Consider the following 13159-nt stretch of genomic DNA (forward strand, 5'->3'; position numbering starts at 1 on the left):
GGCAGACCACAGATTCTGAAAATCATCAGCCACGGGCGAAAAAATCACTTCAATACTATAGTGGGACGACAAAGAAGGATGAAATAATTTTCACAATTAACACATAGACCCCTATGGATTACGTCGACGATTCCGTCGTAGTCGAGCTAGACTGAAACAAAAATACTCGAATGGAGTCCCCGCCCCTTTGAAAAATCTTCTGGCTCTTAGACTGCTGACATTATCCATTATGATGTTTGCCACTGGCCTGATTACCGGTTGGTGGTTGCATGAAGTGTTGGCTGTCAAGGGAAAAAAGACTTACTTCGAAAATCAGGACTACCGGAACTGGCTGCCTCTTGGAGATTTCACTAACACGCTGGAATGGCCTGACATACCTCAGGAAATAATTGATTTTGAACGGGCACTGGAAGAACACAGGTACGATGATGCCCTGATCATTTTTCAACGGCAGGAGCGACAGAATTCGGAACTTAGTCAACGACTGGAAACAGTCCTGCTGCAAAAAATAGATGAATGGTATGAACACAGGGAGTACAGTATTGCTGCACTGGAACGTTTTACCCAACATTATTATCAAAACCCGGTTTTTCTGAAAAAGCTGGCCCAGCTCTACACTGAGCAGCAGGAGCTGGAGAAAGCCATTGAAGTGCTGATCAGCGCCCGCTCATTCATCAGCCAGCCTGATCAGCTGGAAAATACAGCCGACAGTATTCATAAGCTCAGCCGCCTTATATATGAGAACAGGCAGAAAAACCAACAACTCCAGGAAACCCTGCCCCTCTTCCAGAAACTGGCGACGCTGGAACCCGAGCGTGCCTTTTACCGGTTTGCAATGGCTCAGGGTTACCTGTCTGCCGAGGACTCCAACAATGCCATTCGCGAACTGGAGTTATTGCAGACCGATGAAGAGTTTGGTCGAATGGCTTCCAAACAACTGTCTGACCTGTTACCCCCTGTTCGGGAAGAACCCGAGGAGATGCCAGCCTCAGCCATTCCTCTTCTTGCTGAAGGCAATCACTACATCGTAGCAGCGTTAACTCAGGATAAAAGCCAGCCAAGACTGCTGATTGACACTGGAGCCAGTCTGACAACTTTACCCAATGCTTTATTGAAAGAGCTTAAACGCAAGAAAATGGCCCATCGGGTAAATCATACCGAGTTGAAAACAGCCAGTGGGATTGTCTTTGCTCCTATTTATCGGGTGAAGGAGCTACACCTCGGTCAATACATTGTCAAAGACCTGGAAGTAGCCGGATTAGAGCTGGACTACGCCTTTGCAGAAGGATTGCTGGGCATGAATGTACTGGGCCAGTTCCACTTTCAGATCGACCAGGACCGCAACTACCTGATTCTGTCACCCCGTTAACACCGAAGTGTTACCTCTGCCTGTTACGCATTAATACCTATCATCTGTAAGAGTAACAACATCTCGTAACCTTTTCTTCATCAGCCCCCATCGGAGAATTTAATTATCATTAAAAATCAACAAGTTAAAAAAACTGGCACAACCTATGCGTTAGACTGACAAAACAATAACAATAAAAACAAATAATAAAAATAATAACCGTGGCCCGAATAACAATAATAAGGGCAAACGTAAGTTGATTATTTTGCAGTATGCCCTCTGGGTTTACCATGGAGAAGGTAGCCAGCAAAATCATCCGTTTACAGTCTCTGGCGATACAATAAAAATAATAATTATTCGCCAGCTAAGGGGGAGGTTTGACTTCCCCCTTTTTTCTTTTCCATCTAACACCTGTCCGGTGTGTTGATATGAACTCCTAAAGACTATAAACCTGTGTCAACATCCCCCATTGGAATGCTATGATGTACGCCAGACTGGAGCAGTACATCTGATCCACCGCGACGATATTACTGACTAACCAACAAAGATTTCATGCAAAACTCATCATGACAGGCATCATTATTACAGTATTAGTGGTGCTGGGCATATCGCTTGCTGCTTACTTCTGGCTTAAGCCATCCACAGATAAAGACTCTGCACCCTCTGAATCGCAGCCTCCTGAACCCGACTCTGTTTGGGAACCTGGCGAATTCCAGTCTGAAGACCAGACTCGCATTACTCAAGAAAATCACCCTATTTCACGGCGGGAAATCAGTGAAAATGCCCTGAAAGTACTCCACCGACTGAACAGTAATGGCTACGAAGCTTACCTGGTAGGGGGCTGCATCCGGGACCTTTACCTGGACCTTCACCCTAAGGATTTTGACGTTGCCACCAATGCAACGCCTGAACAGGTCCGCAGACTGTTTCGTAACTCACGGATCATTGGTCGAAGATTCAAACTGGTTCATATCCTGTTTGGTCGCGAAATGATTGAGGTCGCCACCTTCAGGGCTGGTCATGATGATGCCCGCAGTGATAGCCACAGCAAGGACAAGTCCGATCACTCCGATTCCGGACGGATTCTCAGAGACAACGTTTATGGCTCAATGAAAGACGACGCTATTCGTCGAGACTTTACCGTCAATGCACTCTATTACGACGTCCGTGATTACTCTGTCATAGATTACTGCGGTGGTGTACGAGATCTTGAAAATCAGACTTTGAAGTTGATTGGTGATCCGGTTAAACGATATCACGAAGATCCGGTCCGAATGATACGGGCCCTTCGCTTTGTAGCCAAGCTGGATTTCGATATGGACCCTGCAACAGCGGACCCCATCTATGATCTGGGTTATTTGTTGAGTGACATACCATCGGCCAGACTGTTTGATGAGGTGCTGAAACTACTGCAATCAGGCAAAGGGGTAAAAACTTTCCACCTTCTGCGTGAATACAGTCTGCTTCAATACCTTTTCCCGGCAACACATCACAGCCTTGAAGCTCAGGATGAATTTGCTGAAGCACTGATTATCAGGGCGCTGGAAAGTACCGATTCACGCATTGCTCGTGGCAAACCCGTCACGCCTGCTTTTTTATTTGCTGCCTTCCTCTGGGCACCGCTGCAAAGACTGGCGGGGGATCTCCGTGAGCAGGGCGTTCCTCCCACACCCGCTCTGCAACAGGCAGCCATGGTCGTGCTGGACAATCAGTGTGCTCACACTGCGGTTCCAAAACGTTTCACCATGGTAGTGCGGGATATCTGGGAAATGCAGTATCGACTGGAACGCCGTCAGCCCAAAACCATTGAGTCCTTAATGGAGCACCCTAAATTCAGGGCCTCCTATGATTTTCTGGTACTCAGGGAAGCCACCGGTGAAGCACTGGACGGAGCGGGGGGGTGGTGGACCGACATCCAGGACTCTGCTGACCAGGACAGAAATAGCATGATTCGCGACCTTCATTCCCGCCCCGGCGGTAAGGGAGGCCAGAAACGAAGAAGACGCCGCCCGCGCAAGCGTCCTCCCGTAATGAACAAACCGCAATAAATCAGTGAAGCTGAAGAATTATGACCACCGTCTATATAGCCCTGGGCAGCAACCTGGAAAATCCCGGTCTGCAATTGCAAAGAGCCGTGGACGACATCGACTCCCTGCCCGAAGTTGAATTATCAGGCTGTTCAAAGCTCTATATCAGTGAGCCGGTGGGTCCTGAAGGGCAGCCCGACTATTGCAATGCCGCCGTTCGGATTGAAACCACACTGGAGCCACTGGCATTACTGGACGCTATGCAGGCCATTGAAAATGACCATGGCAGAGTCAGAACTGTGCACTGGGGGCCCAGAACACTTGATCTCGATATTATCCTGTACGGTGATGACATCATTGAATCCAAGCGTCTGACGGTGCCCCACTATCAAATGCATGTGAGAAACTTTGTGCTCTGTCCACTGCTCGATATCGCCCCTGACCTGACCCTGCCCGATGGCCGCAAGGCAGCCGCGCTTTTGGCAGAAGTCGGAACCGCAGGGATTGAAGTCGTGGCAACAAAGTATCCCTGGCTATAAACCTCCGTGTCATGCCGGAGGCACTGACACATCTGGTTGCTTTGCGTATAATCCGCTGCTAATAACGTTAAAGGCTCAAGGTCCTGATAGATGGCAAAAGTAACCCTGAAAACCCTGGCCGACATGAAACAATCCGGCGAGAAATTTACCAGCCTGACTGCCTATGACGCGACGCTCGCCCATCTGCTCAGCACTCAGGGGGTTGAAGTCATTCTGGTAGGAGACTCCCTTGGCAATGTCATACAGGGCAATAGCAGTACCGTTCCCGTCACCGTCGATGACATGTGCTACCACACCCGCTGTGTAGCCCGGGCAGCCCATGATTCCATGGTCATGGCAGACCTTCCTTTTGCTTCCTACGCCACCGAAGAACAGGCAGTGATCAATGCCGCCAGAATCATGCAGGCCGGTGCCGAAGTGGTGAAACTGGAAGGTGAAGGCTGGTTGCCTCCTATCGTGACCTGCCTCAGGCAGCAGGGCATTCCTGTCTGTGTCCATATGGGACTCACGCCACAATTTGTCAATGTCTTTGGCGGCTACAAGGTTCAGGGTCGGGAAGAGGAAAGAGCCAACAGCATGATCCAGGCAGCCATTGATCTGCAAGCTGCCGGTGCGGCCATGCTGCTTCTGGAATGTGTGCCCAACGACCTGGCTCGGGAAATCACTAAAGCCGTTGACATCCCGGTTATCGGCATTGGTGCCGGAGACGCAACCGATGGCCAGATTCTGGTCCTCCATGACATGCTCCACCTGACAGCGGGCCGCAAGCCCAAGTTTGTCAAAAACTACATGCAAGACAGTGCCTCCCCACAGGAAGCTGTGGCCCAGTATGTTGCAGAAGTTAAAGACGGCACTTTCCCGGGTCCGGAACACAGCTTCAATTGAGTCTCTCCATTCAGTCAGGTCTCTGAATGATCTGCCTGAATGGTATAAACAGAATGTCTTACAGCCGCCAAAAGCCAAAAGTACTGGCTTTTTTAAAGTCACTGATCGTCTAGTTATTCGCTATGAAAACACTTCATACCATCGCTGAAATCCAGACTGGAGTAGCAGCTTGCAGAGCAGAAGGCAAAACCGTAGCTTTCGTGCCGACTATGGGTAATCTGCACGGCGGTCACCTGACTCTGGTCGAAAAAGCTCAAGAGCTCTGCGATGTGGTCGTTGTCAGCATTTATGTCAACCCACTGCAGTTTGGCCCGAATGAAGACTACGACTCTTACCCTCGCACCATGGAGCAGGACCAGCAGCTCCTGATCGAGCAGGGAGTGGACCTGCTCTACACTGCCCAGACGGCAGAAATTTATCCCGAAGGCAGCGAACATCACACCCACGTCAGTGTCGAAGAGCTTGATGGCATGCACTGTGGCAAAAGCCGTCCGGGCTTTTTCACAGGTATAGCCACAGTGGTCAGCAAACTGTTTAATATTGTTCGTCCCGACGTGGCTGTATTCGGAGAAAAAGACTTCCAGCAGCTGGCCATCATTCGCAAAATGGCCAAAGACATGTGCATACCTGTTGAGATTGTCGGTGCACCTATCGCCCGCGAAGATACCGGACTGGCCATGAGTTCCCGTAATGGTTATCTGACACCGGAAGAACGTGAAGAAATAGCCCCCACGCTTTATCGCTGTCTGCAGGCCGCACGTAAAGCTATCCTGGCGGGCGAGTGTGATTATGACCTGCTGCGCCGTGACGCTTTTGCAAAAATGGCACAGGCTGGATTCAAGCCGGACTATTTCAATATCAGCAGTACTACCACGCTTCTGCCAGCGGGTCCCGATGACCAGAACCTGGTGATTCTGGCAGCCGCCTACCTTGGCAAGGCCCGATTGATTGACAACATCACGATAACACGTCAGAAAGATTAGCAATGGTTGAATTAACCGGGAGCTAAACAGGGAAAGAGTGTCTTATACTGAACCAGGCTCAATACGAAGGTAAACCCTATGGGAGACAGGACTCGACAGGTTTCACACTGGTTTAGCCGGTGCAGGAGTGTTTTAAGTATAGGGTTACTGACACTGATCAGTTACAGCCCTCTGGCTTTGACTGCCCAGGAAGCCCCCTATGGCATGTGGTTGTTACTAAACCCTGAAGTGCTGGGAAAGAAAGTGACAGCGGGTGCATTGATAATATGCTCGGGAAATGCTTCCAGCGATTCTGATTGTGGAGAAAAAAATCATTTCACTCTGGTTTTTCTTGAAGATAACGGAACCTATGGCTGTACAGACTTCGTGTCTAAAGGATCGGCCAAAAAAGAAGCAGAGAAGCCCTGGCAACTGTTTGCCAGGGATGACGACGATGAAGAGAAGGAAACTTTGTTGGCTAACATTGAGCGGTCCGGTGAGCATTTGATATTGACTGATCAAGAGCAGCGCCACTCATTGAAATTTAAAAAAGATACCTACAAAAATATAGAAAAAATAATTGATGATATATGCAGTCAAAAATATAAGGAGCAGAAACCTCATTAAATCAACAAAGCATTCGTACCATTCATAAATTCTACTTTCTATCACAACACTCCGAGGCTGTACTCACATGAGTCCTATTCAACACTTGCCTGAATTCTCATCACTGGAAACCCTGCAACAAAAGATGGCAGGCACGCACCTGCGAGAACTGTTTGCAGCTGACAAGGACCGGTTCGAACGCTACAGCCTGGAAGCGGCTGGCCTGTTTCTGGATTACTCCAAAAACCTGATAAACGACGATGTAATGTCTTCCCTGATGACGATGGCTGAACAAGCCAGACTGCCAGAGGCCATTCAGGCCATGTTCCGGGGTGACAAAATCAATTACACCGAGAAGCGTGCCGTTCTGCACACAGCCCTGCGTAACTTTGGCACAGACCCGGTCATGGTCGACGGTGAAGATGTCATGCCCAAAATTCGTGATACCCACAAGCGCATGAAAGGCATTACCGACTCAGTGCATTCCGGCGAGTGGCAAGGCTTCACTGGCAAAGCCATCAAACACATTGTCAATATTGGTATTGGCGGCTCCTATCTGGGTCTGAAGACAGTCATCAATGCCCTGACGCCTTATCATGTTGAAGGGCTCGAACATCACTATGTAGCCAATATTGATCCGAACGAAATTTCTGAAGTTTTCCGCAGGATTGATCCGGAAACCACCCTGTTTATCGTGGCTTCCAAGTCCTTTGGCACATTGGAAACCTTGCAAAATGCTCAGGCTGCCCGTGCCTGGATGCTGGAAAAAGGTTGTGCCGAATCCGACATTCGCAAACACTTCGTGGCTATTTCCACCAATCTGAAAGCCATTGATGAGTTTGGTATCGCCCAGGAAAACACCTTGCCACTCTGGGACTGGGTCGGTGGCCGTTACTCTCTTTGGTCCACCATTGGATTGATGATCAGTCTGGTTGTGGGCTTTGAGAACTTCCAGAAACTGCTGAAAGGTGCCTGGGAGATGGACAAACACTTCGCCCAGGCGCCTCTGGAAAAGAACATGCCGGTTATCCTGGGTATGCTGGGCGTCTGGTACCAGAACTACTTTGGCTCAGAGTCCCACGCCGTTATTTCCTACGATTACTTCCTACGTGACTTCCCGGGCCATTTACAACAGATGGATATGGAAAGTAACGGCAAGCAGACCCGCAGAGATGGCAGCACCGTTAATTACCAGACAGGTGCCGTTATCTGGGGTGGCACAGGCACTAATGACCAGCACGCCTATCACCAGTTGCTGCATCAGGGTACACGACTGATTCCTGTGGACTTCATTGCTCCGGCCACCAGCCATAATCCACTGGGCGAACAGCATCCATGGCTATTTGCCAACGCTCTGGCCCAGAGTCAGGCCATGATGCAGGGTAAGAATCTGGATGAGGTTCGTGAAGAGTTAACAAAGGCGGGCATAAGCAGTGCCGATGTTGAGGCTCTGGCGCCTCACAAGGTGATTCCCGGCAACCGTCCCAACAATATGATTGTGCCTGAGAAAATCACTCCGGAGGTGGTGGGTGCTCTGGTCGCACTCTATGAACAGAAAGTCTTTGTGCAGGGAGCCCTCTGGCAGATCAACTCTTTTGACCAATGGGGCGTAGAACTGGGCAAGGTTCTGGGCAACCGGGTTTATGACCGCCTGAAAGAGTCCGGTACGACTTCCGATCAGGACAGTTCCACTAATGGACTGGCTAATCGTTTCAAGCGTTTTAATGCCTGATTGAGGATGAATAGCGACAGCCTCGAAGGCGGGAATCCACACTGACTCACCACCAGAACCCTACTGCTCGATGACCCCTTGGCCTTGTCATCCCCGAGAAGGCAGAGATCCACCGTTGGCGCTGGATTCCCGCTTTCGCGGGAATGACGACCTCAGAGCATGGGAACGAGTTGACTCCCGTCATACCCGACTTCATTCTCGTCATTCCCGGCTCTCGTCATTCCCGCGAAGGCGGGAATCCACACTGACTCACCACCAGAACCCTACTGCCCGGTGCCCCCCTGGCCTTGTCATCCCCGAGAAGGCAGAGATCCACCGTTGGCGCTGGATTCCCGCCTTCGCGGGAACGACGACCTCAGAGCATGGGAACGAGTTGACTCCCGTCATACCCGACTTCATTCTCGTCATTCCCGCGAAGGCGGGAATCCACACTGACTCACCACCAGAACCCTACTGCCCGGTGCCCCCCTGGCCTTGTCATCCCCGAGAAGGCAGAGATCAACCGTTGGCGCTGGATTCCCGCCTTCGCGGGAATGACGACCTCAGAGCATGGGAACGAGTTGACTCCCGTCATACCCGACTTCATTCTCGTCATTCCCGCGAAGGCGGGAATCCACACTGACTCACCACCAGAACCCTACTGCTCGGTGACCCCCTGGCCTCGTCATCCCCGAGAAGGCAGAGATCCACCGTTGGCGCTGGATTCCCGCCTTCGCGGGAATGACGACCTCAGAGCATGGGAACGAGTTGACTCCCGTCATACCCGACTTCATTCTCGTCATTCCTGCGAAGGCGGGAATCCACACTGACTCACCACCAGAACCCTACTGCCCGGTGCCCCCCTGGCCTTGTCATCCCCGAGAAGGCAGAGATCCACCGTTGGCGCTGGATTCCCGCCTTCGCGGGAATGACGACTTCAGAGCATGGGAACGAGTTGACTCCCGTCATACCCGACTTCATTCTCGTCATTCCCGCGAAGGCGGGAATCCACACTGACTCACCACCAGAACCCTACTGCCCGGTGCCCCCCTGGCCTTGTCATCCCCGAGAAGGCAGAGATCCACCGTTGGCGCTGGATTCCCGCCTTCGCGGGAATGACGACTTCAGAGCATGGGAACGAGTTGACTCCCGTCATACCCGACTTCATTCTCGTCATTCCCGCGAAGGCGGGAATCCACACTGACTCACCACCAGAATCATACTGCCCGGTGTCCCCCTGGCCTTGTCATCCCCGAGAAGGCAGAGATCCACCGTTGGCGCTGGATTCCCGCCTTCGCGGGAATGACGACTTCAGAGCATGGGAACGAGTTGACTCCCGTCATACCCGACTTCATTCTCGTCATTCCCGCGAAGGCGGGAATCCACACTGACTCACCACCAGAACCCTACTGCCCGGTGCCCCCCTGGCCTTGTCATCCCCGAGAAGGCAGAGATCAACCGTTGGCGCTGGATTCCCGCCTTCGCGGGAATGACGACCTCAGAGCATGGGAACGAGTTGACTCCCGTCATACCCGACTTCATTCTCGTCATTCCCGCGAAGGCGGGAATCCACACTGACTCACCACCAGAACCCTACTGCTCGGTGACCCCCTGGCCTCGTCATCCCCGAGAAGGCAGAGATCCACCGTTGGCGCTGGATTCCCGCCTTCGCGGGATTGACGACCTCAGAGCATGGGAACGAGTTGACTCCCGTCATACCCGACTTCATTCTCGTCATTCCCGCGAAGGCGGGAATCCACACTGACTCACCACCAGAACCCTACTGCTCGGTGCCCCCCTGGCCTTGTCATCCCCGAGAAGGCAGAGATCCACCGTTGGCGCTGGATTCCCGCCTTCGCGGGAATGACGACTTCAGAGCATGGGAACGAGTTGACTCCCGTCATACCCGACTTCATTCTCGTCATTCCCGCGAAGGCGGGAATCCACACTGACTCACCACCAGAATCATACTGCCCGGTGTCCCCCTGGCCTTGTCATCCCCGAGAAGGCAGAGATCCACCGTTGGCGCTGGATTCCCGCCTTCGCGGGAATGACGACTTCAGAGCATGGGAACGAGTTGACTCCCGTCATACCCGACTTCATTCTCGTCATTCCCGCGAAGGCGGGAATCCACACTGACTCACCACCAGAACCCTACTGCCCGGTGCCCCCCTGGCCTTGTCATCCCCGAGAAGGCAGAGATCAACCGTTGGCGCTGGATTCCCGCCTTCGCGGGAATGACGACTTCAGAGCATGGGAACGAGTTGACTCCCGTCATACCCGACTTCATTCTCGTCATTCCCGCGAAGGCGGGAATCCACACTGACTCACCACCAGAACCCTACTGCCCGGTGCCCCCCTGGCCTTGTCATCCCCGAGAAGGCAGAGATCCACCGTTGGCGCTGGATTCCCGCCTTCGCGGGAATGACGACTTCAGAGCATGGGAACGAGTTGACTCCCGTCATACCCGACTTCATTCTCGTCATTCCCGCGAAGGCGGGAATCCACACTGACTCACCACCAGAACCCTACTGCTCGGTGCCCCCCTGGCCTTGTCATCCCCGAGAAGGCAGAGATCCACCGTTGGCGCTGGATTCCCGCCTTCGCGGGAATGACGACTTCAGAGCATGGGAACGAGTTGACTCCCGTCATACCCGACTTCATTCTCGTCATTCCCGCGAAGGCGGGAATCCACACTGACTCACCACCAGAACCCTACTGCCCGGTGCCCCCCTGGCCTTGTCATCCCCGAGAAGGCAGAGATCCACCGTTGGCGCTGGATTCCCGCCTTCGCGGGAATGACGACTTCAGAGCATGGGAACGAGTTGACTCCCGTCATACCCGACTTCATTCTCGTCATTCCCGCGAAGGCGGGAATCCACACTGACTCACCACCAGAACCCTACTGCCCGGTGCCCCCCTGGCCTTGTCATCCCCGAGAAGGCAGAGATCAACCGTTGGCGCTGGATTCCCGCCTTCGCGGGATTGACGACTTCAGAGCATGGGAACGAGCTGTTGGAGTTTTGCGACACCCGCCGAGTCAGGCGGAAGGTGAATTTCGTCAGCCCGATCAGGGCTGATAATCAGCGGTTACAAAATTCTGTCGTGTGAATCAATAATTTATTTTATCGATGATTGCATACCAGGCACCAAGCGCAACATCCAAATCAACAGAAAATAAACCCTTGGAAACCCTAAATGAATTTATATAGTCTTCCCCAATTGATTCTAATATGCTTTCTTGAAGCTTTTTAGCACTATCCAAAGAAGAAAGCTTGACTTTTAATTTCCTATTATCTGCCTCAGCGCTTGTAATATCCAAATGCCCATTTGGATTATAGATTTTATTTATATAAGTACTCACATCAGCAGTTTCAAAACGTCTAAAAGATAGACCTCTTATTTGAGATAAGTCTTTTTGTAATAGCTCTTTTTTATATGCGGGTTCCACATAATCATCATCGAAATCAGAATCATGACCTTCGTCATCAGACATATCATCTTCGCTTTCAGACATATCAAAAAAGTTGCAACTTGCCACCTTATCAGAGCTCGGTTTTTCAACGGTGGTGATTACAGGATCACCAACAAACTCCAAAAAGCTGCCATCCTTAACGACCAGCTCAATCAACCGTTTACCCTCTTTGTTTACAATGGCCATGTAGCCAGGGCAGTCAAAACTGAAACTGGAAAATCCGAATCCTACGCTCCTTGTAGAAACTGCTGCAACAGTCGCCATCTTACCGCTGGCGCCTTCTTCATCAACAGATAATACGATCTTCTGGAGCACGTCCAGATCAAGATCTGCCGGTAGGCCTAGTCTTGTCAGATCTCCTGCTACTATTTCGGTTCCTAATGCCTCACAAATTTTCTCGAGTAACTTGGTATCACAACTGTCTACTACTTTTATTTTGGGTAGCGTTAGCCGATATCTCGCTTCTTTATAATTTAATTGTTCAGTCAGCTCATTAATCGTATCTGAATCAAGTTCATCAATCGCTGTGGCACTTTGCTGACGCGGTTTTATTGCGACCAATTTAAGATCTTCTCCATTAAAAGATTGGAATTCCTTGGCGATGGCAGTAAATTTTCTGTTAGAAGCGCATTGAACCGTTTCAATTTTGGACATCATCTCGACATTATCAATACGAGTTCCATCTGCGCATAGAAAGCTTCCAGCAGCCGTAGCCTCTGGAGAAAAACTATCCTCCCAGACACCCCGGAATTCCATTACATTACCTAATGCTGCTTTAACTTCTCTCGACCCATCAAACAACTTGTCGATTTTTCCTTTGGTTTTATCCTTAACATAAGCTTCTGCGACTTCAGCTACATCCCAAAAATTACTTTCCAGCTTTTGGGTTTGATAACATTCAGAGAGTATTTTTTCTAACTGCTCATGACTGAGGCGATAGGCTGAAGCAATGAAGTTAGCGCAGGAGATCAACTGATCAGGATGGCTTCCGTAAGGGTTGTCTTTGCTGAACTTACCGAGTTCCTTATGGATTTCAGTTTCCAGCTCTTCAGTTAAGGTTCCTTTGGGGATCCCCAAAATTGATTCCTTTTTGGCATTATCATCTATACACGCCAGAAGCATACCCAAAACCGGAGTCAGGCTGGTAGGAGACACTATCGTGCTTTTTTTGCCCCCACTACTCAGTATCCCTAAGGTTACTTTATCAATTAGTTTTTTAGCAATATCAGAAGGCTGTAAACTGACCCCGGAGTGTGTGTCATTCAGATTTAATGGCTGCGAAGGCATTGATTTTATTGTGTGTCCAATAGGTATCATAGCGGTTACTCCTTTAGCTGATGATAATTCATTAGAGAGAATAAACTCACTGCTTCCGAAAAGAGCATGTTTTGCAGATTGCCGTAAATTATCGGTTGCCTGATTACTATTAGTTAAGAATTTTCCCTCAATAAAATCACTAACCGGTTAGTTAGTTACAGCAACAACTTGCAGACAAAAGTTTTGTTAGTTGCACTCAAAAAATTTTTATGAACTTTTATTCCAAAACCCAATCTAACTACTTTTAAATGTCGTTACTGATCGAAAGGAAATCCTGACTTAAGTAAAA

Annotated in this window: 22 protein-coding genes; 21 read left to right on the forward strand and 1 reads right to left on the reverse strand. The window is 50.4% G+C overall.

Annotation, left to right across the window (positions count from 1 at the left end; genetic code table 11):
* Nucleotides 1-187 precede the first annotated feature (187 nt).
* From P6910_RS24065 to P6910_RS24165, 21 genes are all read left to right on the forward strand, one after another.
* On the forward strand, nucleotides 188-1369 hold the full coding sequence (locus P6910_RS24065; protein ID WP_317143771.1) for a retropepsin-like aspartic protease: 1182 nt from the start codon (nucleotides 188-190) through the stop codon (nucleotides 1367-1369).
* Between the two features lie 545 nt (nucleotides 1370-1914).
* Nucleotides 1915-3396 carry a polynucleotide adenylyltransferase PcnB gene (gene pcnB, locus P6910_RS24070; RefSeq protein ID WP_317143772.1) on the forward strand — a complete coding sequence of 494 codons (1482 nt, stop codon included), beginning with the start codon at nucleotides 1915-1917 and terminating at the stop codon, nucleotides 3394-3396.
* Nucleotides 3397-3416: 20 nt separating this feature from the next.
* Nucleotides 3417-3914 carry a 2-amino-4-hydroxy-6-hydroxymethyldihydropteridine diphosphokinase gene (gene folK, locus P6910_RS24075; RefSeq protein WP_317143773.1) on the forward strand — a complete coding sequence of 166 codons (498 nt, stop codon included), beginning with the start codon at nucleotides 3417-3419 and terminating at the stop codon, nucleotides 3912-3914.
* Between the two features lie 90 nt (nucleotides 3915-4004).
* On the forward strand, nucleotides 4005-4799 hold the full coding sequence (panB, locus tag P6910_RS24080) for a 3-methyl-2-oxobutanoate hydroxymethyltransferase (protein ID WP_317143774.1): 795 nt from the start codon (nucleotides 4005-4007) through the stop codon (nucleotides 4797-4799).
* Nucleotides 4800-4921: 122 nt separating this feature from the next.
* Nucleotides 4922-5782, forward strand: coding sequence for a pantoate--beta-alanine ligase (panC, locus tag P6910_RS24085; RefSeq protein WP_317143775.1), 861 nt, complete (start codon nucleotides 4922-4924; stop codon nucleotides 5780-5782).
* Between the two features lie 78 nt (nucleotides 5783-5860).
* Nucleotides 5861-6388 (forward strand): hypothetical protein, encoded by a 528-nt coding sequence (locus P6910_RS24090; protein ID WP_317143776.1) that lies wholly within the window; start codon nucleotides 5861-5863, stop codon nucleotides 6386-6388.
* Nucleotides 6389-6455: 67 nt separating this feature from the next.
* The gene (gene pgi / locus P6910_RS24095) at nucleotides 6456-8099 is read left to right on the forward strand and encodes a glucose-6-phosphate isomerase (protein ID WP_317143777.1); all 1644 of its coding nucleotides are present in this window, start codon (nucleotides 6456-6458) and stop codon (nucleotides 8097-8099) included.
* A gap of 70 nt (nucleotides 8100-8169) precedes the next feature.
* The gene (locus P6910_RS24100; protein WP_317143778.1) at nucleotides 8170-8721 is read left to right on the forward strand and encodes a hypothetical protein; all 552 of its coding nucleotides are present in this window, start codon (nucleotides 8170-8172) and stop codon (nucleotides 8719-8721) included.
* The gene (locus P6910_RS24105) at nucleotides 8660-8908 is read left to right on the forward strand and encodes a hypothetical protein (protein ID WP_317143779.1); all 249 of its coding nucleotides are present in this window, start codon (nucleotides 8660-8662) and stop codon (nucleotides 8906-8908) included. Before P6910_RS24100 ends, P6910_RS24105 begins: the two co-directional genes overlap by 62 nt.
* Entirely contained in the window at nucleotides 8820-9095 is a 276-nt protein-coding gene (locus tag P6910_RS24110) for a hypothetical protein (RefSeq protein ID WP_317143780.1), read from the forward strand. The genes P6910_RS24105 and P6910_RS24110 overlap by 89 nt, the downstream gene beginning before the upstream one ends.
* The gene (locus P6910_RS24115) at nucleotides 9034-9282 is read left to right on the forward strand and encodes a hypothetical protein (RefSeq protein WP_317143781.1); all 249 of its coding nucleotides are present in this window, start codon (nucleotides 9034-9036) and stop codon (nucleotides 9280-9282) included. Before P6910_RS24110 ends, P6910_RS24115 begins: the two co-directional genes overlap by 62 nt.
* Entirely contained in the window at nucleotides 9194-9469 is a 276-nt protein-coding gene (locus P6910_RS24120) for a hypothetical protein (RefSeq protein ID WP_317143782.1), read from the forward strand. Before P6910_RS24115 ends, P6910_RS24120 begins: the two co-directional genes overlap by 89 nt.
* On the forward strand, nucleotides 9408-9656 hold the full coding sequence (locus tag P6910_RS24125; RefSeq protein ID WP_317143783.1) for a hypothetical protein: 249 nt from the start codon (nucleotides 9408-9410) through the stop codon (nucleotides 9654-9656). Before P6910_RS24120 ends, P6910_RS24125 begins: the two co-directional genes overlap by 62 nt.
* On the forward strand, nucleotides 9568-9843 hold the full coding sequence (locus P6910_RS24130) for a hypothetical protein (RefSeq protein WP_317143784.1): 276 nt from the start codon (nucleotides 9568-9570) through the stop codon (nucleotides 9841-9843). The genes P6910_RS24125 and P6910_RS24130 overlap by 89 nt, the downstream gene beginning before the upstream one ends.
* Nucleotides 9782-10030, forward strand: a complete 249-nt coding sequence (locus tag P6910_RS24135; RefSeq protein WP_317143785.1) for a hypothetical protein — start codon at nucleotides 9782-9784, stop codon at nucleotides 10028-10030. The genes P6910_RS24130 and P6910_RS24135 overlap by 62 nt, the downstream gene beginning before the upstream one ends.
* Nucleotides 9942-10217 (forward strand): hypothetical protein, encoded by a 276-nt coding sequence (locus P6910_RS24140; RefSeq protein ID WP_317143782.1) that lies wholly within the window; start codon nucleotides 9942-9944, stop codon nucleotides 10215-10217. Before P6910_RS24135 ends, P6910_RS24140 begins: the two co-directional genes overlap by 89 nt.
* Nucleotides 10156-10404, forward strand: a complete 249-nt coding sequence (locus P6910_RS24145; protein ID WP_317143786.1) for a hypothetical protein — start codon at nucleotides 10156-10158, stop codon at nucleotides 10402-10404. The genes P6910_RS24140 and P6910_RS24145 overlap by 62 nt, the downstream gene beginning before the upstream one ends.
* Nucleotides 10316-10591, forward strand: a complete 276-nt coding sequence (locus tag P6910_RS24150) for a hypothetical protein (RefSeq protein WP_317143780.1) — start codon at nucleotides 10316-10318, stop codon at nucleotides 10589-10591. Before P6910_RS24145 ends, P6910_RS24150 begins: the two co-directional genes overlap by 89 nt.
* Entirely contained in the window at nucleotides 10530-10778 is a 249-nt protein-coding gene (locus tag P6910_RS24155) for a hypothetical protein (protein ID WP_317143785.1), read from the forward strand. Before P6910_RS24150 ends, P6910_RS24155 begins: the two co-directional genes overlap by 62 nt.
* Complete coding sequence (locus P6910_RS24160) at nucleotides 10690-10965, forward strand: hypothetical protein (protein WP_317143780.1); 276 nt, start codon at nucleotides 10690-10692, stop codon at nucleotides 10963-10965. Before P6910_RS24155 ends, P6910_RS24160 begins: the two co-directional genes overlap by 89 nt.
* Entirely contained in the window at nucleotides 10877-11158 is a 282-nt protein-coding gene (locus tag P6910_RS24165) for a hypothetical protein (protein ID WP_317143787.1), read from the forward strand. The genes P6910_RS24160 and P6910_RS24165 overlap by 89 nt, the downstream gene beginning before the upstream one ends.
* A gap of 32 nt (nucleotides 11159-11190) precedes the next feature.
* Here P6910_RS24165 and P6910_RS24170 read toward each other — a convergent pair whose 3' ends face one another.
* Complete coding sequence (locus P6910_RS24170) at nucleotides 11191-12870, reverse strand: serpin family protein (RefSeq protein ID WP_317143788.1); 1680 nt, start codon at nucleotides 12868-12870, stop codon at nucleotides 11191-11193.
* Nucleotides 12871-13159: the final 289 nt, after the last annotated feature.

Source organism: Endozoicomonas sp. 8E, assembly GCF_032883915.1.
GTDB lineage: Bacteria > Pseudomonadota > Gammaproteobacteria > Pseudomonadales > Endozoicomonadaceae > Endozoicomonas_A.

Excerpts from the sequence above, each read along its gene's own strand:
- pcnB (WP_317143772.1), top strand. The coding sequence starts at position 1,915 with ATGACAGGCATCATTATTACAGTATTAGTGGTGCTGGGCATATCGCTT.
- P6910_RS24120 (WP_317143782.1), top strand. The coding sequence starts at position 9,194 with ATGACGACTTCAGAGCATGGGAACGAGTTGACTCCCGTCATACCCGAC.
- P6910_RS24130 (WP_317143784.1), top strand. The coding sequence starts at position 9,568 with ATGACGACCTCAGAGCATGGGAACGAGTTGACTCCCGTCATACCCGAC.
- P6910_RS24170 (WP_317143788.1), bottom strand. The coding sequence starts at position 12,870 with ATGATACCTATTGGACACACAATAAAATCAATGCCTTCGCAGCCATTA.
- P6910_RS24090 (WP_317143776.1), top strand. The coding sequence starts at position 5,861 with ATGGGAGACAGGACTCGACAGGTTTCACACTGGTTTAGCCGGTGCAGG.
- P6910_RS24140 (WP_317143782.1), top strand. The coding sequence starts at position 9,942 with ATGACGACTTCAGAGCATGGGAACGAGTTGACTCCCGTCATACCCGAC.
- P6910_RS24160 (WP_317143780.1), top strand. The coding sequence starts at position 10,690 with ATGACGACTTCAGAGCATGGGAACGAGTTGACTCCCGTCATACCCGAC.
- pgi (WP_317143777.1), top strand. The coding sequence starts at position 6,456 with ATGAGTCCTATTCAACACTTGCCTGAATTCTCATCACTGGAAACCCTG.
- P6910_RS24165 (WP_317143787.1), top strand. The coding sequence starts at position 10,877 with ATGACGACTTCAGAGCATGGGAACGAGTTGACTCCCGTCATACCCGAC.
- P6910_RS24100 (WP_317143778.1), top strand. The coding sequence starts at position 8,170 with ATGACCCCTTGGCCTTGTCATCCCCGAGAAGGCAGAGATCCACCGTTG.
- P6910_RS24110 (WP_317143780.1), top strand. The coding sequence starts at position 8,820 with ATGACGACCTCAGAGCATGGGAACGAGTTGACTCCCGTCATACCCGAC.
- panB (WP_317143774.1), top strand. The coding sequence starts at position 4,005 with ATGGCAAAAGTAACCCTGAAAACCCTGGCCGACATGAAACAATCCGGC.
- folK (WP_317143773.1), top strand. The coding sequence starts at position 3,417 with ATGACCACCGTCTATATAGCCCTGGGCAGCAACCTGGAAAATCCCGGT.
- P6910_RS24150 (WP_317143780.1), top strand. The coding sequence starts at position 10,316 with ATGACGACTTCAGAGCATGGGAACGAGTTGACTCCCGTCATACCCGAC.
- panC (WP_317143775.1), top strand. The coding sequence starts at position 4,922 with ATGAAAACACTTCATACCATCGCTGAAATCCAGACTGGAGTAGCAGCT.